Origin of the sequence: Trinickia sp., from assembly GCF_051954495.1 — a bacterium.
In the GTDB taxonomy this organism is placed as follows: domain Bacteria; phylum Pseudomonadota; class Gammaproteobacteria; order Burkholderiales; family Burkholderiaceae; genus Trinickia.
The window spans coordinates 1-18,250 of record NZ_JBQCHR010000029.1 but is presented as its reverse complement, the minus strand read 5'-3'; the positions used below and the strand labels follow the sequence as shown (position 1 = coordinate 18,250).

General features: G+C 62.8%; 14 protein-coding genes. 6 read left to right on the top strand and 8 right to left on the bottom strand.

Annotated features, from left to right (window positions below; all coding sequences use genetic code 11):
- Positions 1 to 126: 126 nt before the first annotated feature.
- From ACTHNR_RS03905 to recG, 3 genes are all read right to left on the bottom strand, one after another.
- Positions 127 to 1,581, bottom strand: coding sequence for a catalase (locus tag ACTHNR_RS03905; protein ID WP_440546166.1), 1,455 nt, complete (start codon positions 1,579 to 1,581; stop codon positions 127 to 129).
- Between the two features lie 158 nt (positions 1,582 to 1,739).
- Positions 1,740 to 2,699 carry a LysR substrate-binding domain-containing protein gene (locus tag ACTHNR_RS03900; protein WP_440546165.1) on the bottom strand — a complete coding sequence of 320 codons (960 nt, stop codon included), beginning with the start codon at positions 2,697 to 2,699 and terminating at the stop codon, positions 1,740 to 1,742.
- Between the two features lie 185 nt (positions 2,700 to 2,884).
- The gene (gene recG, locus ACTHNR_RS03895; protein WP_440546164.1) at positions 2,885 to 5,125 is read right to left on the bottom strand and encodes an ATP-dependent DNA helicase RecG; all 2,241 of its coding nucleotides are present in this window, start codon (positions 5,123 to 5,125) and stop codon (positions 2,885 to 2,887) included.
- A 129-nt stretch (positions 5,126 to 5,254) separates the two neighbouring features.
- Here recG and queA point away from each other — a divergent pair, with 129 nt between their 5' ends.
- The 6 genes from queA to ACTHNR_RS03865 all read left to right on the top strand — a co-directional run bounded on the left by queA (position 5,255) and on the right by ACTHNR_RS03865 (position 11,721).
- On the top strand, positions 5,255 to 6,304 hold the full coding sequence (queA, locus tag ACTHNR_RS03890; RefSeq protein WP_440546163.1) for a tRNA preQ1(34) S-adenosylmethionine ribosyltransferase-isomerase QueA: 1,050 nt from the start codon (positions 5,255 to 5,257) through the stop codon (positions 6,302 to 6,304).
- A 114-nt stretch (positions 6,305 to 6,418) separates the two neighbouring features.
- Positions 6,419 to 7,639, top strand: a complete 1,221-nt coding sequence (tgt, locus tag ACTHNR_RS03885; RefSeq protein ID WP_440546162.1) for a tRNA guanosine(34) transglycosylase Tgt — start codon at positions 6,419 to 6,421, stop codon at positions 7,637 to 7,639.
- 169 nt (positions 7,640 to 7,808) lie between these two features.
- Positions 7,809 to 8,138 (top strand): preprotein translocase subunit YajC, encoded by a 330-nt coding sequence (gene yajC / locus ACTHNR_RS03880; protein ID WP_440546161.1) that lies wholly within the window; start codon positions 7,809 to 7,811, stop codon positions 8,136 to 8,138.
- 99 nt (positions 8,139 to 8,237) lie between these two features.
- A complete protein-coding gene (secD, locus tag ACTHNR_RS03875) occupies positions 8,238 to 10,274 on the top strand; it encodes a protein translocase subunit SecD (RefSeq protein ID WP_440546160.1) in 2,037 nt (678 codons plus the stop codon).
- 24 nt (positions 10,275 to 10,298) lie between these two features.
- A complete protein-coding gene (gene secF, locus ACTHNR_RS03870; protein ID WP_440546158.1) occupies positions 10,299 to 11,249 on the top strand; it encodes a protein translocase subunit SecF in 951 nt (316 codons plus the stop codon).
- Between the two features lie 226 nt (positions 11,250 to 11,475).
- Positions 11,476 to 11,721, top strand: coding sequence for a hypothetical protein (locus ACTHNR_RS03865; RefSeq protein ID WP_440546157.1), 246 nt, complete (start codon positions 11,476 to 11,478; stop codon positions 11,719 to 11,721).
- 49 nt (positions 11,722 to 11,770) lie between these two features.
- Here ACTHNR_RS03865 and ACTHNR_RS03860 read toward each other — a convergent pair whose 3' ends face one another.
- From ACTHNR_RS03860 to ACTHNR_RS03840, 5 genes are all read right to left on the bottom strand, one after another.
- The gene (locus ACTHNR_RS03860; RefSeq protein ID WP_440546155.1) at positions 11,771 to 12,919 is read right to left on the bottom strand and encodes a hypothetical protein; all 1,149 of its coding nucleotides are present in this window, start codon (positions 12,917 to 12,919) and stop codon (positions 11,771 to 11,773) included.
- 600 nt (positions 12,920 to 13,519) lie between these two features.
- Entirely contained in the window at positions 13,520 to 14,956 is a 1,437-nt protein-coding gene (locus ACTHNR_RS03855; protein WP_440546154.1) for an esterase-like activity of phytase family protein, read from the bottom strand.
- Positions 14,957 to 15,218: 262 nt separating this feature from the next.
- Positions 15,219 to 16,430 (bottom strand): WD40/YVTN/BNR-like repeat-containing protein, encoded by a 1,212-nt coding sequence (locus ACTHNR_RS03850; protein WP_440546239.1) that lies wholly within the window; start codon positions 16,428 to 16,430, stop codon positions 15,219 to 15,221.
- A 25-nt stretch (positions 16,431 to 16,455) separates the two neighbouring features.
- Positions 16,456 to 17,319 (bottom strand): hypothetical protein, encoded by an 864-nt coding sequence (locus tag ACTHNR_RS03845; RefSeq protein ID WP_440546152.1) that lies wholly within the window; start codon positions 17,317 to 17,319, stop codon positions 16,456 to 16,458.
- The coding region (locus ACTHNR_RS03840; protein WP_440546151.1) for a DUF2345 domain-containing protein at positions 17,319 to 18,250 on the bottom strand (932 nt) is incomplete at its 5' end. The genes ACTHNR_RS03845 and ACTHNR_RS03840, both read right to left, overlap by 1 nt.

Here is an 18,250-nt window from a genome sequence, read left to right as displayed (position 1 = left end):
ATCGCGCATCGATCAACGAATGCAGCCGACGCAATTCAGTAGGACAACTACGACCGCAAGTGTAGCCCAGGCGAGTAAAACAGTGCCGGTTCCGTGACACCGCACCGCTGCTTCGGATCATGCATGCTATTTCGCTCGCGCGGCTTGGCGCCGCTCGATCGCGGCGGCCACCCCGTCGCCGTATGCCGCGTCGGCCCGACGGAAATGCTCGAGCGCGCGAGCGACGATCTCCTGCGGCACTCCGTCGATATGGCGCGCGATGTTCTCGAACAATCGTTGGCGCTCGGCCTCGTCGAACAGGCGGAACAGCGCGCCGGGCTGGCTATAGTAGTCGCCGTCCTCGCGATGGTCGTAACGATCGACGGCGCCCGCCGCAAGCGGCGGCTCCGCGGCTCGGCTATCCTGCGCGAACTCGCCGAACCGGTTCGGCTCGTAGTTCGCCGTGCCGCCGAGGTTGCCGTCCGTGCGCATCGCCCCATCGCGGTGGAACGAATGATGGAAAGGACACTTCGGCGCATTCACGGGAATCTGATGATGATTGACGCCGAGCCGGTAGCGCTGCGCATCGCCGTATGAAAAGAGGCGTCCCTGCAGCAAGCGGTCGGGCGAAAAGCCGATGCCGGGCACCACGTTGGCGGGCGTGAAAGCCGCCTGCTCGACGTCGGAGAAATAATTGCCCGCATTGCGATTCAGTTCGATGACGCCCACGTCGATGAGCGGGTAGTCCTTGTGCGGCCACACCTTCGTAATATCGAACGGGTTGTACGACACCTTGGCCGCATCGGCTTCGGGCATGATCTGGATCCGGAACGCCCATTTCGGAAATTGGCCGTCGTCGATGCTTTGAATCAAATCGCGCTGCGCGCTCTCGCGGTCGCGGGCGATCACTTGCGCCGCTTCTTCGTCGGTGTAGTTCTCGACGCCATTCAACGACTTGAAGTGAAACTTCACCCAAAAACGCTCGCCGCCTTCATTGACGAACGAGAACGTGTGCGAACCGAAGCCGTGCTGCTGCCGGTAGTTGCGCGGGATACCGCGATCGCTCATCAGGATCGTGACCTGATGCAGCGACTCCGGATGGCGCGTCCAGAAGTCCCACGCAGCGATGTTGCTGCGCAAGTTGGTGTACGGGTCGCGCTTTTGCGAGTGGATGAAGTCGGGGAATTTCAGCGGGTCGCGAATGAAGAACACCGGCGTGTTGTTGCCAACCACGTCCCAGTTGCCCTCTTCCGTATAGAACTTGATCGAGAAGCCGCGCACGTCGCGCTCGGCGTCGGCGGCTCCGCGTTCCCCCGCCACGGTCGAAAAGCGCATGAAGAGCGGCGTTTCCTTACCGATCTCGCTGAAGATTTTTGCTTTGGTGTACCGGCTGATGTCATGCGTCACGACGAACCGGCCGAACGCCCCCGATCCTTTCGCATGCACGCGCCGCTCGGGAATGACCTCGCGATCGAAATGCGCGAGTTTTTCGAGCAGCCAAACATCCTGCAGGGCGATCGGGCCGCGCGCGCCGGCGGTCAGCGAATTCTGGTTGTCGGCGACGGGAGCCCCGGCGGCGGTCGTGAGTTTGCGGTCGGTCATCCTGAAGTCCTCATGGATCGTTGGTCATTCGGTCCATGAAGAGTATGTGAAGCTATCGAATAATCATATTTGATTGTTTTTATCTATTCGATAGTAGGGCCAGGAATCGGGGCGCCCATCCGCAGAAAACTCGGGGCCACGGCGGCCACGGCGCCCAGTCAATTGACCACGGCCGGCATGTCGAGCTTGACCACGCCCGGCAACTCGCATGAGGCGATGGCCTCGCTGATGGCGTCGATGGCCGGCATACGCGTGAAGCTCTTGCGCCAGGCGAGCACGACGCGCCGGTCGGGCACCGGCTCGTCGAACGGCACGTAGCTGAGCAGCCCGGCGTCGGGGCCGCCGGCGTGCGCTCGGACTTCCTGCACCGACATGCGGGGCAAGACGGTGATGCCCACGCCGCTTGCGACCATGTGCCGAATCGTCTCGAGCGAGGAGCCTTCGAAGGTCTTCTGAATGCCGTCCGCCGTTTGCGAAAACCGCATGAGTTCCGGGCAGACGCCCAGCACGTGATCGCGGAAGCAATGGCCGTTGCCGAGCAGCAGCATCGTTTCCTGCTTCAGATCGGTCGCGTCGATCTTCTTGCGCGACTCCCAGGCGTGCCCCGCGGGCAGCGCGACGACGAACGGCTCGTCATAGAGCGGGCGCACCATGAGCCCCGTTTCCGGAAACGGCAGCGCCATGATCGCGACATCGATCTCGCCCTGCTTGAGCAGCTCGATGAGCTTGAGCGTGTAATTCTCCTGCAGCATCAGCGGCATCTGCGGGACATTTTTGATCATCTGCTTGACGAGCGTGGGCAGCAGATACGGCCCGATCGTATAAATGACGCCCAGTCGCAGCGGCCCCACGAGCGGGTCCTTGCCCTGCTTGGCGATCTCCTTGATGGCGAGCGTCTGTTCGAGCACGCGCTGAGCCTGCGTCACGATCTGCTCGCCGATCGGCGTAACGCTCACTTCGCTCGTGCCGCGCTCGAAAATCTGCACGTTCAGCTCGTCCTCGAGCTTCTTGATCGCCACGGACAACGTGGGCTGGCTGACGAAGCACGCCTCGGCGGCACGGCCGAAATGCCGCTCGCGGGCAACCGCCACGATGTATTTCAGTTCGGTGAGCGTCATTGGGGGACCAATCAGGCGTAGAAATCGATAGGTTTATCTTATACACCCGACTCGCCGATTCGCCAACAGGGCTGCGTGCCTAGGGCCGCACGCGCCTGCCGCGGGCGTTTCGCACCACTTGGCGGGTGTCGCGAGCCGTTCGTGCGGGCCCGCGGCGCATCGGCGGCCGCATCGGTCCCTTAGACTCATGCCTTCAAGAATTGCTCCCTGCCGCCGAGCCAGCGCGCCAGATGCTGGAGGACGACGTCGGGGTAATCGGCGATGAGCCGGGCCGCCGCTTCGCGGGCCGGCTCGATGAGCCAAGCGTCGTTCTCCAAGCTCGCGAAGCGCAGCATCGCCGCGCCCGATTGGCGCGCCCCGAGAAATTCGCCGGGGCCTCGGATCTCGAGATCGCGCCGTGCGATCTCGAAGCCGTCGGTCGTTTCGCGCATCGTCTTCAATCGCTCGCGCGCCGTCAACGACAAAGGGTTGCTATAGAGCAGCACGCAAATGGAAGCCGCGCTGCCGCGCCCCACGCGCCCTCGCAACTGATGCAGCTGAGCCAGGCCGAACCGCTCCGCGTGCTCGATCACCATCAGCGACGCATTGGGCACGTCCACGCCCACTTCGATCACCGTCGTCGCCACGAGCAACTGAACCTCGTTACGTGAGAAAGCATCCATCACCGCTGCCTTCTCGGCAGGCGGCAAGCGCCCGTGCACGAGGCCGACGCGCAGCTCGGGCAAGGCCTGCACCAGCGTTTCGAAGGTCTCGATGGCCGTCTGCAGCTGCAGCGTCTCGCTTTCCTCGATGAGCGGGCACACCCAGTACACCTGCCGCCCCGTCAGCGCGGCCTCCCGCACGCGCGCGATGACCTCGTCGCGACGCGCGTCGGAAATCAGCTTCGTGACGATCGGCGTGCGCCCGGGGGGCAGCTCGTCGATCGTCGACACGTCGAGATCGGCGTAATAGGTCATCGCCAACGTGCGCGGAATCGGCGTGGCCGACATCATCAGCTGATGCGGCTGGAACGCCGCCTTGCCGTCCGCCGCTCGGTCAGCCTTCGCGCGCAACGCGAGCCGCTGAGCGACGCCGAAGCGATGCTGTTCGTCGACGATGACGAGCCCGAGCCGGGCGAATTCCACGGTGTCTTGAATGATCGCGTGCGTGCCGATCACGAGCTGCGCCGCGCCCGAGGCCGCCGCCTCCACGGCCGCTCGCTTCTCCTTCGCCTTGAGGCTGCCCGCGAGCCAGGCGACGGTCACGCCAAGCGGCTCGAGCCAGCCGCGCAACTTGCGCGCATGCTGCTCGGCGAGAATTTCCGTCGGCGCCATCATCGCCGCCTGGTAGCCGCAATCGATCGCCTGGGCCGCCGCGAGCGCCGCGACGACGGTCTTGCCGCTGCCCACGTCGCCCTGCAAGAGCCGCTGCATCGGGTGTGGCGCGTCCAGATCGGCGGCGATCTCGGAGACCACGCGCGCCTGCGCCTGCGTCAGCTTGAACGGCAGCGCGGCCAACAGCTTCGCGACGAGCGTCGCGCCGCCCGCCCCGCGCGGCATCGACGGCGCCGAGCGCGCGCGCCGCTCTTCGTGCGCGCGCTTGAGCGAGAGCTGCTGCGCGAGCAGTTCGTCGAACTTGATTCGCGTCCACGCCGGGTGCGTGCCGTCGATCAACGCCGCCTCGTCGGCGCTGGCGCTGGGGTGGTGCAGCACCCGCACGGCCTCGGCGAGCGGCGGCAGCGCCAACGGCCGACAGTACTGCTCGGCAATGCCCTCGGGCAAGATTTCCGGCAACGGGGTGTGGGCGAGCGCGTTGTCGATCGCCTTGCGCAAATAGGCTTGCGATACGCCGGCCGTACTCGGATACACGGGCGTGAGCGCTTGCGGCAACGGCGCGTCCTCTTCGACGGGGCGCACCGTCGGATGAACCATTTCGAGCCCGAAGAAGCCGCCTCGCACGTCGCCGCGCACGCGCAGCCGCACGCCGAGCGCCATCTGCTTGACCTGCGACCCGTAAAAATTGAGAAACCGCAGCGAAAGCTCGTCGCCTTGCGCGTCGCGCAGCTTCACGACGAGCTGGCGGCGCGGCCGGTAGGCAATCTCGTTGTCGACCACGACACCTTCGGTTTGCGCCGTCTCGCCGGGCAGCAGTTCGCCGATGGGGGTGAGCGTCGTTTCGTCTTCGTATCGCATCGGCAAATGCAGGACGAGATCGATGGCGCGCGTGAGGCCCAGCTTGGCGAGCTTGTCGACCGTTTTCGCCGGCTTGGCCGGCTTGGCGGCCTGCTTCGCGGCTTCCTTAGCGGCAGACTTGCGGGCAGATGCCTCGCCGGGTTCATCGGCGGCCGGCGCTTGCGCGTCCCGCGCCGCCAGGCGCCCCGGCCGGGAGGGCGGAGTCGGCAACGCTTCTTCGTCGTGATCGGGCGGGCGCAATCGGGGCAACGGCATCACTCTGCTGGCAAGTACAATATCGGTTTATTTTGACGAACGGCATGCGGGGCCGCATCGGCATCGCGTTTCGCGATCATAACGGCTCGTGAGCCGTCTCGCCGCGTCCTCGCCTCCAATCAACGCAGCATGTTCACGCTTTCCGATTTCGATTTCAATCTTCCGCCCGAGCTGATTGCGCAAACGGCGCTGCGCGAGCGCAGCGCAAGCCGCCTGCTCGAAGTCGACACGGCGGCCACGCCCGCGCGCCTCGCCGACCGGCGCTTCGCCGAGCTGCCCCAGTGCCTGGCCCCCGGCGACTTGCTGGTCTTCAACGATACCAAAGTACTCAAGGCCCGCTTCTTCGGTCAAAAGGCCAGCGGCGGGAAAATCGAGGTGCTCATCGAGCGCCTGACGGGCGAGCGCAGCGCGCTGGCACAGATCCGCGCCAGCAAGAGCCCTTCGCCGGGCACGACGCTCAAGCTCGCCGACGCCTTCGACGTCACGGTGGGCGAGCGCGTCGAGCCGTTCTACACGCTGCATTTTCCCGACGACTGCCTCACGCTGATCGAGCGATACGGCCGGCTGCCGCTGCCGCCCTACATCGAGCACGATCCGGACGCCACCGACGAAACGCGCTACCAGACCGTTTTTGCGCAGAATCCGGGCGCCGTCGCCGCGCCCACGGCGGGCTTGCACTTCGACGAAGCCCTGCTGGCGCAGCTCGATGCGCAAGGCGTGGAGCGCGCGACGCTCACGCTTCACGTGGGCGCCGGAACGTTCCAGCCCGTGCGCGTGGAAAACATCGCCGAGCACAAGATGCACACCGAGTGGTACCACCTGCCGCAAACGCTCGTCGACAAAATCGCGGCCGCGCGCGCGCGCGGCTCGCGCGTGATCGCGGTGGGCACGACGTCGATGCGCGCACTCGAAGCCGCGGCGCGCGACGCCGAAGCCGCAGGCCGGCCGCTCGCGGCAACCTCGGCCGAAACCGATATCTTCATCACGCCCGGTTATCGGTTCCGCGTCGTCGATCGGCTCGTCACGAATTTTCATTTGCCGAAATCGACGCTGCTGATGCTCGTCAGCGCCTTCGCGGGCGTGGAAGCCATCCGCGAAGCCTACCGGCATGCGATCGAGCAGCGTTATCGTTTTTTCAGCTACGGCGACGCCATGTTGCTGACCCGCGCCGATAGCTGAAGCGCCATACGGGATGGGCGAATTGCCCGCCCTCATTTCTCGCGCCGCCGGTTCGATCCGGCGGCGCTCTTTTCCCTGCGCCGGACTGTTCTCCGGTGGCAAAAGGAGCTTTGCATGACCCAGGGCCATCACCACGACGATCACGACGATCACGTCGGCCAAGACTGCTTCGACTGCGCGACGCCTTCCGCTGCGGATCTGCCCGGCCTCCAATTCGAACTGCTCAAGACCGACGGCCACGCGCGCCGCGGCCGCTTGACGCTCAATCACGGCGTGGTCGAAACGCCGATCTTCATGCCGGTCGGCACCTACGGCACGGTCAAGGCGATCCAGCCGCGCGAGCTCGAGGAAATCCAAGCGCAAATCATCCTCGGCAACACGTTCCACCTCTGGCTGCGCCCGGGGCTCGACACCGTCGCGGCGCACGGCGGGCTGCACGGCTTCATGGGCTGGCGCCGGCCGATCTTGACCGATTCGGGCGGCTTCCAAGTGTTTTCACTTGGCGATCTGCGCAAGATCACCGAAGACGGCGTCACGTTCGCCTCGCCCGTGAACGGCGACAAGCTGTTCCTCTCGCCCGAAGTGTCGATGCAAATTCAAAAGGTGCTGAACTCCGACATCGTCATGCAGTTCGACGAGTGCACGCCGTATGCGACCGACGGCGTGCCGACGAGCCATGACGACGCCGCCGCGTCGATGCGCATGTCGCTGCGCTGGGCCAAGCGCTCGATCGACGAATTCAACCGGCTCGGCAATCCGAACGCGCTGTTCGGCATCGTCCAAGGCGGCATGTTCGAAGACCTGCGCGACGAATCGCTCGCCGGCCTCTCGGAACTGGGCTTTCACGGCCTGGCCATCGGCGGGCTGTCCGTCGGCGAGCCGAAAGAGGACATGATGCGCGTGCTCGAGCACGTCGGGCCGAAGCTGCCGGCCGACAAGCCGCACTACCTGATGGGCGTGGGCACGCCCGAGGACCTCGTGGCCGGCGTCGCCGCGGGCATCGACATGTTCGACTGCGTGATGCCCACGCGCAATGCCCGCAACGGCTGGCTGTTCACGCGCTTCGGCGACGTCAAGATCCGCAACGCCACTCACAAGAATTCGCTGCGCCCGCTCGACGAAACCTGCGGCTGCTACACCTGCCGCCATTTCACGCGCGGCTACCTGCATCACTTGCACCGGGTGGGCGAAATCCTCGGCGCGCAACTGAATACGATCCACAACCTTCACTACTATCTCGAACTCATGAGCGAGATTCGCGACGCCATCGACGCGGGTGCATTCGAGGCATTTCGTCTGCGTTTTCGAGACGAACGGGCGCGCGGCGTGGACTAGCGAGAGGGGGTCCGGTCAGGCGGCGCGCGGCGTGGGAACTGGCGCGCGCTTGAGACAGCGGGAGGCCGGCGAACGCGCGCGGCCGTCTCCGTAAGCGCTGGTGGTAAAATACGCGGCTATTTTTCGATCGCTTCAGATCATTCCGATCGCCATTTACGGAGAAACCAACGTGTCGCTGATTTCCAATGCATTCGCGCAAGGCGCAACCGGCGGCGGCGCCGAGTCGAGCCTGATGAGCTTCCTGCCGCTCATCCTCATGTTCGCGGTGCTTTACTTCATCATGATTCGCCCGCAAATGAAGCGCCAAAAGGAGCATCGCAACATGCTCTCGGCCATGGCCAAGGGCGATGAAGTCGTGACGAACGGCGGCCTCGTCGGCAAGGTGACGAAGGTCGGCGAAGCGTACATCGGCATCGAAATCTCCGAAGGCACGGAAATCACCGTGCAAAAGTCGGCCGTCACGACGATTCTCCCGAAAGGCACGATCAAGTCGCTCTAACGCGGCTCGCCGCCCTGCCCGGCCCAGCGCGAAACAGCGCGGCCCGGCAGGCGCGCGGCGCGTATCGTCCACACGCCAACCCACCCGTTCGGCTTTCCCATGAATCGCTACCCCCTTTGGAAATATGTCGTGATGGCCGTGGCACTCGCTATCGGCCTTCTGTACACATTGCCCAACTTTTTCGGCGAAGCGCCGGCCGTGCAGGTGCTGAGCGGCAAGGCGACGGTCAAGCTCGACACCTCGACCCTCACCGAGGTCGAAGCCGCGCTCACGGCGAATAAAATCACGCCTGACGACGTCACGTACGACAGCGCCGCGGCGAACGCCAACATTCGCGTCCGCCTGAAGGACACCGACACGCAGCTGCGCGTGAAGGACGTGCTGCAAAAGGCGCTGAACCCCGATCCCAGCGATCCGCAGTTCGTCGTCGCCCTGAATCTGCAAAGCGCGTCGCCGCGCTGGCTGAGCGCGTTGCACGCGCTGCCGATGTATCTGGGCCTCGACTTGCGCGGCGGCGTTCACTTCCTGATGCAGATCGACATGGCGGGCGCGCTCAACAAGCGGCTCGACTCCGATGCGTCCGATGCGCGCACGCTCCTGCGCGACAACAACATCCGCGACGGCGGCGTGAACCGGGTCAATCAGTCGGTCGTCATCGAGTTCGCCGATCAGGCCACGGCCGATTCGGCTCGTACCCAGCTCACGCGCGGCATCACGGAACTGCAATGGACCACGCGCGCGGCCGCGAGCGGCGGCGTGCAGGTCGTCGGCACGTTCGCGCCGGCGCAGCTGAACGCGGTCGAGGAAGCGGCCGTCAAGCAGAACATCACGACGCTGCACAACCGCGTGAACGAGCTCGGCGTGGCCGAGCCCGTCATTCAGCAGCAAGGCGCCGATCGTATCGTCGTCGAACTGCCCGGCGTGCAGGACACGGCGAAGGCGAAGGAAATCATCGGCCGCACGGCCACGCTCGAAGCGCGTCTGGCCGATCCGGTCAATACGCACCCGGCGCCCGGCGAAGCGGTTCCGGCGGGGGACGAGCTCTTCACCGAAGGCAGCCAAGCGCCGGTGCTGCTGCGCAAGCAAGTGATCTTCACGGGCGACAGCATCATCGACGCCTCGGCCGGCTTCGACGAGCACCAGCGTCCGTCGGTCAACATCCGCTTGAACTCGTCGGCGGGCCGCGCCGTGCGGGACGTTTCGCGAGACAACATCGGCAAGCCGATGGCGATGGTGCTGTTCGAAAAGGGCAAGGGGCAAGTGCTGACGGTCGCGACGATCCAGTCCGAACTCGGCGATCGCTTCCAGATTACGGGTCAGCCCACGCCGCAAGCAGCCGCCGACCTTGCGCTGCTGCTGCGCGCGGGCTCGCTCGCCGCGCCGATGGACATCATCGAAGAGCGCACGATCGGCCCGAGCCTCGGCGCCGACAACATCAAGAAGGGCTTCGATTCGGTCGTCTACGGCTTCGCCGCGATCACCGTATTCATGATTGCCTACTACTTGCTGTTCGGCCTCGTCTCGGTCATCGGGCTGTCGGTCAACCTGCTGCTGCTCGTGGCCGTGCTGTCGATGCTGCAAGCCACGTTGACGCTGCCCGGCATCGCGGCTATCGCGCTCGCGCTCGGTATGGCGATCGACGCGAACGTGCTCATCAACGAGCGCGTACGCGAAGAATTGCGCCACGGCGCGCCGCCGCAACTCGCGATTCAGAACGGCTACGCGCACGCTTGGGCGACGATTCTCGACTCGAACGTCACGACGCTGATCGCCGGCCTTGCGCTTTTGGCGTTCGGCTCGGGCCCTGTCCGCGGCTTCGCGGTCGTGCACTGTATCGGCATCTTGACGTCGATGTTCTCGGCCGTGTTCTTCTCGCGTGGCCTCGTCAACGCCTGGTACGGCGGCAAGAAGAAGCTCAAGTCGCTCGCGATCGGCCAGGTTTGGCGCCCGGCCGGCGAAGGCGCGCCCTACCCGCAGGTGAGCAACGAGGTGGACGCCGACACCGATACCGTGCGCGCAACGAAGGCCATCGCCGCTCAGCCGAAGGGCAAGAGCGGACGCGGCGGTGCGAAGCCGGTTCTGCGCAATCGAGCGGGCGACGGCGCCGCGCCGCGCAAACCGGGCTCGTCCCGCTAACAGGTTCGGACCGGAGACACAATCATGGAATTCTTCCGCATCCGCAAAGACATCCCGTTCATGCAACGCGCGTTGATCTTCAACGCGATCTCGTTCCTGACGTTCTTCGCGGCGGTGTTCTTCTTGCTGCATCGCGGGCTGCACCTATCGGTGGAGTTCACGGGCGGCACCGTCATCGAAGTGCAGTACCCGCAGGCCGTGCAGCTCGACCCGGTGCGCAAGACGCTCGACACGCTCGGCTACGGCGACGCCCAGGTGCAAACGTTCGGCACCTCGCGCGACGTGATGATCCGGCTGCCGCTCAAGCAGGGCCTCACGTCGGCCCAGCAGAGCGATCAGGTCATGGCGGGGCTCAAGGCCCAGGACGCGGCGGCGCAATTGCAGCGCGTCGAGTTCGTCGGCCCGCAGGTGGGCAAGGAACTCGCCACCAACGGGCTGCTCGCGCTCGCGTGCGTCGTCGCGGGCATCGTCATCTATCTGTCGTTCCGCTTCGAATGGAAGTACGCCATTGCCGGCATCATCGCGAACTTGCATGACGTCGTGATCATTCTCGGCTTCTTCGCGTTCTTCCAATGGGAGTTCTCGCTGTCGGTGCTCGCTGCCGTGCTGGCCGTGCTCGGCTACTCGGTGAACGAATCGGTCGTGATTTTCGACCGGATCCGCGAAACGTTCCGCCGGGAACGCAAGATGACGGTCATGGAAGTCATCAACCACGCGATCACGAGCACGATGTCGCGCACGATCATCACGCACGGCTGTACGCAGATGATGGTGCTCTCGATGTTCCTGTTCGGCGGCCCGACGCTGCACTACTTCGCGCTCGCGCTGACGATCGGCATCTGCTTCGGCATCTACTCGTCGGTATTCGTGGCCGCGGCGTTGGCGATGTGGCTCGGCGTGAAGCGGGAAGATCTGCTCAAGGATAAGAAGCCGCGTTACGATCCGAACGATCCGAACGCCGGCGCGGAAGTTTGAGCGGCCGACTAGGCCGGTTCTTTCGCTGTTGAGGGCGTCGATTGCCCCAAAAAAAGCGCGCACCAGGAAATATCCGGTGCGCGCTTTTTTGTTTCAGAAATGAAACGTTTTGTGCAGATCAGCCGTCACGCTAGCCATTGCGGCGTCGCTGCGGCCCAACCGGGCACACACGGCATGCTCCTTGCGTTCCAAGCGCGCATTCATGCTGAATGATTGGAAGAGCGCAATGAGCACAGAAACAGGCACGGTGACGCCGCTCCCGCCGCGCACCATTACGACGCCCGCCCGCCAGCAACGGTCGAACACCATCCGCGCGGCTGTCGATCGATTTGCCGCCCAGGTCGAGTTGACGGCGTCGCAGCGCCACTTGCTCGGCCTCGTCATCGACGAGGCCATCGAAGCGGCTGCGCCCAAGCCATCCATGCTCGCGTCGACGAACGCGTCGAACGACGCCGCCCTCCCCGACGACTAGCGCCGCTCGACGCGCCACTGCAAGTGCATCACATGCGCGTCACATGCGATTATTGCGGCAGGTAATTGATGAAGGCGAGCGACCCGTCTGCGACGAGCATGAACAGCCCATCGACGCCGTTGTTGACGATCGCGCTCATCTGGCCCGTGAACTGCGGATTCGCACTGCCTACCTGCTGAATGGTGTTGGACCAGAAGTTATTCGCCGTGATCGCCTCGGTCACGAGGCATACCTGGCCGCTCGGCGTCGCCCAAGCCAAGTTCGCGACACCGCCGTTCGACAGCATGACCGGCGCGGCGTTGGAAATCGGATACTGGTCAGCCGTGACGTTGTTGATCGGCCCCCATTGCGGGAAGCTGGGCGGCGCGCAATAGACGAGGGGGTTTTGGGCAACGCCGGCATTGGCGTTGTATCCGGCATAGGCCGCGTTTTGCAAATTCGTGTCGAAGTTGGCCGCGGGGCCATTGGCGAACTGGGGCGGCGAATCGGGCTGGATCGTCGTGCCGACGACGGTGAAGGGGCTCCACGAGTCGTAGCCTCCGCCGGCGTATTGAGTCGACTGATACATGTTGGGTTGATTGCCGATCAGCACGGCTTGCAGACATCCCTTGTTGGGGCCGCCTTGCAGGAGAAACACCGGGAACTCGATTTGCGTCGCGTTGAAGCCGCTGCCTAGATGGCTCCACGACGACCACTTCGGGCTGCTGCCGACCGAAGTCTCCCAGGCATGCCAAAGATTTCCGCTCGTATCGAGCGCGAACGCTTCGAGCCGCGCATTCGTGTTTTGCACGAGTTGAACCGGACCGGTGAAGTTCGTGCCCGATGGCGCGCCCGTAATCGCGACCCACGGCGTGTAGATGCCTTGGAACGGATTGATGTAGCTGATTTGAATCTGTCCGGACTGCATGCGTCCGATTACCGCAATCGAGCCGTTCTGCGACAACGCCGCCGCGGGACTGTAGGTGAGCGTGCCGCCGTACGTGCTCCAAGTGCCTTTTGTCCCGCTCGGATCGATCTTGCACATCCCGAGCCGGTTGTCGAGATTGCGCGTGAATGCGAAAAGCGATCCCGAATAGTAGATCGGCGTCGGCAAGCCTCGAAATTGACCGCCGAGGTTTGCCCAATCGGTCGTCGGGCTCACTGACAGCTTCGAGAAATCCGCTTCTTGAAACGTACTAGTCGTAAGAGGTGTGGCCATGGTAGCTCCTGATCTCCTTGGTAACGTGCGGCGTGCTTCAGCCCTGGTTTCGCCGCACTGCGCGCGGTGGCGGACGAGGCACGACCGCCCGTGAAACGGCTGACACCAACGTTTGAACCCATCTTTTCTGCTTCTGATTTTTCCGATGAAGCCAATTCAGATGACGTACCGGCTGCTTTTTTGGCCCGCGTCCGAATGCGCACCTGGAGGAGCGGCTGCGCGCACAAAAACCCGTCCGTTGCCGTTACGGTAATGGATTCGTACGAGGCCGAATTGAGCTTAGTGCATCGATTCCACCTCTGACCCTTTGCCTATCTAGGTTGATAGGTAAGGCGACGCCGAAGGCGTGGAGACGAACGAATAACGGCCCGCAAGGGCCTGCACAGCATCGACCGAAGAAGCACAAGGAACGAATGAACCCGAACAGCCGGAGAGCGACTTTCGGGCCGCCGTCGCTTTCTATCCGGGCTGGTGCAACGACAAGGCTCAACATGGGCCCGATATCCCGCGGCGCGCGAGGACGCCATCGAGCGTGTGACGGCCTACCTCGCACACTACCTCAAGAACGACAACCAACGTCGTTCACTACATGACGCGCGCTCACTCGTCGTGATCATGATCGTGGTGTCCGCCCCGGCAGACTCGGCCATGTAGATGTTGCGGCTCGAAACTCGGCAATTCGGCGGTATCGAATGCGAAGGCAAAGAACTGATTCGGATTCGATGCGCCGTTCGGATGATGCGTGTCGGTCACCGTGCCGATGAAGTCGTTGTCGTTCGCGATGAAGAGCGTGTGCTTTTTCACGCCGCCGATCGTCACGTCGTAGCCGAACGTTAGCGTTTCGAGTTTTGCCGGGATCTCCGTGGGTGCGATACCGTGCTTGCCCAGCGTCGCCACCACGTCGAGAAACAGCGTCTTCGTCAGCGCGTACGGGGCGAGCCCCGCTTCGCCGCTCGCCTGGCTGACGTCCTGGGCGCCGGCGAGGTCTACGAGGAAAATCTTCTTGAAAGAGGCGCTCGAATCGTCGCCGAAGCCCTTCCCGTCGCGCTCGTCTATAAGCAGTTGATGATCGTTGACGGCTACGGCCTCGCTGATCGTCGGATACTTGGGCTTCGCGGCCGTGCCGATGTTCGTCAACGGATAGGCGAATTGCTGCGTCTTGCCGCTGCGCAGATCGATGCGCACGATGCGCGTCAATGAGCCGCTCGTCCCGCCGTCTTGCAGAAGCGGGCTTTGCATCACGCCGAAAAGCGTCTTGCCGTCCGGAGCGATGGCGAGGCCTTCCATGCCCTTGTTGGCGACGCGGCCCGACGTGTTCTCGCTTATTTCATGACTGCCCATGGCGCTCAGCGTCGAAACGGCGAACGACTCCGGCACGCGAATGACATCGATACGACGGCCTGTGCGGCGGTCGAAGCGATAGATGTGTGGGCCGTATTCGTCGGAGATATAGACGCTCTCGCCGTCGTTGCTCACGCGGATGCTTTCGGGATCGAGGCGCGCGTCGAGCGGATTGCTCGAGGGCTTGGCTGGGTCGAAGTTGTCCGAGCGGCCCGTGAAGTAATGCGTGTGATGCGTTCGATTCAGTGCGGGCGCGCCGTCAGGCACGCCCGCCGCGGCGCCCGAGCCGTAGACGAGGCGATCGTTCGTGTGGAGCAGCGTCGTGGCGCGCAACTCGGGCGAGAGCGTCAGCGGCAGCGCCGAGCCCGCCGGGGCAGACGACAGGTGCAAATGCAATGTGTGGAAGCGGTTGATGTACGACGCCGTATCGTCGATGGCCGCGTTGTACGAGACCGCGTTCGGGCCGCGATCGGGCACGGCGAGGAATGTTTCGCAGCCTGCGTAGGTCATGCCGGACCCAAAGCCGCCCAGGAGATTGCCCGGCACGCCGTTTTCGAGCTTGCCCGCCGTTTCGCTTGAACGGTCGGCTATCGTGCCGCTCAGTTGGCCGACGGCGACGAGATCGACGGCGTGTGCAGCGGAGCTGGCGCCGAAAGCGAACGCGGCAGCCAGCGCAATGCTTGAAAAGCGTGACATGAGTCTCTCCATGGGTCGGTTGGATTCTTATGCGCCGACCGGCGCGAGCACACTCACGACAGCCTTCGGTCGACGATCCGAAATCGTCGATGAAACGTATGTCGGGGGGATGACATGGGGGCACCCTATCGAGGGCGATGATCGGTGTGGATCGCGGCAGCGATCAAGTCGCGCGGCTCACCGTTGCGACCTGCAGCGGGGCCAAGCCCGCGTGCATTTCGTCTATATGACGAATAGTCGGACGGCGCGAACACGCGGATTCCTATAGCTTGCGCTTCTTCAACGTATAGCCGAACAGCAGATATTGGGTGTTTGTATCAGGATCGAAATATCCGCCTTGCGCGGTGCCGTCGTCGTCTTCCCTCCACGACTTTCCAGAATCCTGGCTAAGGAAGGTAACGTCACGCGGCGCGCCCGAACCGCTCGCGTCCGTTGCATAGACGAGCAGCAAGCCTTGCTTGCCTACGCTAAGACCGTCGAGCATCAGCCGTTTGCCGAACGTATGCAACTGCTCGGCATTGGCCCGTTGAACGCCATTCCAGACCGAAAGCGCACCCACGCGATGCCCGTCGTCACCAGCGTCATCCACGTTGCGCGGCGACCCGAGTCGGGAAAGCGCATACACGGAGTAACCCGCCGTGGCTTGGAGGGAAGATTGGAGATCGACCACCGTTTGATTCGGCAGGACGACGTCCTGCTCAAAGTTCGGTTGGCCCCACGCCATTCTGTAGACCACGGCGGAGGCTTTGATATCTCCCAACTGTTCGACATAGTAGGCGACTCGCAGCACGCCATCGGGCCCGAGGTTAACGGCATCGAACGTTTTGCGAGGCCGTCCGATGTTGGCGAGCGGTGGAGGGTCGATTTCGTTCCAAGACTGCCCACCGTCCGCAGTACGCCAGACATGGGGTCCCCATCCGATTGCATAGCCGCGTTGCGCATCCAGAAACAGCAACCGCCCGATGTTATGGTCCTCGCGCCAGTCCAGTCGAGACCACGTCTCGCCGCCGTCTCCGGAGCGCCATAGCGTCGTCGTTTGAGGAACTAGTCCGTTCGATGGTTTCGGCGTTTTATAGTCCATCCATCCGGTACTGACATAAATCGTCCGCCAATCTTTTGAATACCACCACGCCGCGTTCTGACCCGGGTGCTGAAACGTTCGGGTCACTCCTGCATCGAGAGACCCCTTCAAAAACACAACGGTCCGTCGATTCAGGCGCTCAGAGGGATCGTCCATCCACGGTTCGGTAAACTCCGCGACATCGGAACTCTTGAGTTCGTTTGTCGGCTTGAATTTCAGCTCCGGGCCGGCGATCTTGAGGCTGATAACGTCATTTCCTCGAATGCGGAATGCTCCGCCGCCGTAGGGTTTATCGCCTCTTCCGAAAGTGGTCGAAATCGTTTCGAATCCCGTCGCCATACTCTTATACTCATAAGTTAAGGCAGCCAGCAATGCCAGCCCACCCAATAGCATCATCCATCGCTTCGAGTTTCGCATATCACTTTGCTAGTAAGCGACCGAGTGCCTTACCGACTGGGTCGTCAATATCCGAGCGATTTATCATGGCCGGCAATACCACCATACCGCTGTCGATCGCTTGCCCCCAAGTCCGCGTATCGCCCCACTCCTGAATATTGGGCTGCGCCGTAATCTTGATTAGATCGGATAACGGAAGGTCTGCAAGACCACCATCCAAATATGCCATCGGATGTGTTTTGAACGCAAAGGTTTTGAATCTTTCGTCAACAAGTTCAAGATCGTATTGCGGTACGGTCATAGTAAAGCTGCCGTTTCCCGGCTTCAGACTATTAATTTGAATCACGTCACCCAACATATTTTGACACAAACCGTCCTCCATGTTTGCTTGCAACAATTTTCTTGCATTTCGCAACCAAGCTTGCCCTTGAGGACCCAATTTCGGATACAACTTAGCACCGTAGGTGGAGCAATAGTAATACCCATAACTGACGTAATACGAAGGAGGCTTATGTCCGCATCCGATGTGCCGCATCATGAAGTTGCCATGGCGCGACCAATCGGAGTCAGTGCTTTCCGGCGCGATCAACTGCTCACGCCGGTGCAGGAGACGGCGGGCTACATCCTTGTCTTTCCATGGATCCCAAGACGTAGCGAATGCCTTTACCGTTTCCCACGCGCTCGAAACGCTAACCTTCTCGACCGTCTCTAGATACGCGCCATGCAGCGGCTGATAGTAGTACGGACATTTGCCCAAAATCGACGGAGCGGCAGGCGGTACCTCCTTGTTGCAAGCACCAACTTGGACAGTCGGTCTGATCTTGTGGTCAACGGGGGTAAGCATCGAGTTCCCCTCCCCGAGGACAGATTGTTCCTGCTCGGCCATCACTTGTTCTCCAAAAAGCGGACGTGCGCGTCCTGCGGGACATGGCTTTGCACGAGCGACGTTTCGCCACGCTCATTCGTTATCCCTTCAGCTAGGACGACGCGGTCCCCGGAAAGTATTTGATAGCGTACGCCGGCAGCGGGAATATCGGTACCGTGCCAATGGGCGACAAAAGCCTGATCGTATGCACCCTTTGATTCGGGCAGGGTCGGCATGGTTTGTGAAATATGCGTGGGTCCGTTGAAAAGACGGCTCGCGCCCTTGACGTCGACCGAGCCCGGCGCATGAATCTCGATGTTGCCATCTTTGATGCGGATGTAAGCACCGCCCGAGGTCAGCAAGACCTCACGCTTGCCGGCCATCTCCACCGTCTGCGTCGCAGCAACGACCTTCAGCCCTTTCTGCGCAGTCAGTTCAATGTCATCTGAGTGCGCCTGCACTTCGATCTTGCCCTTCGCCGCGAATAGCTTCATCCCGGCGTTCTGCACGAACAGGCTCAGCTTCTCGCCGATCGAAGCGATCAGCGATTTGCCACTCGCGATATGCGTGCTCGCGCCGCTGACGATGTTCACGTGCTTGTCCGCTGCAATGCTCGTCGATTGCTGCGTCGAGAGCGCAATACCCGAGGGGCTCGCCACCAACATGATCGGCTCGGCGAAGCCGTTCGCGTTGCCCGTGCCCCCGCCTGCGGTTCGGCCCGCACCCGAGGCATCGCCCGCTACAGCCTTTTGCGTCGCGTCGGTGAAGGCTTTGAGCGAGTCGTAGCCGTCCTTCAACGGTTCCGCCTGATGCGCGGCGCTCGCATCCGACAACGCTTCGATCACGCTTTCCGCATTGACGAGTTGGCTGCTCGCTTGCCGCACATCCATCGGTTGTTTAGCTGATGCCGGATGGCTCGATACATACAGGCCTTGCTCGGCGCGAATCGCGC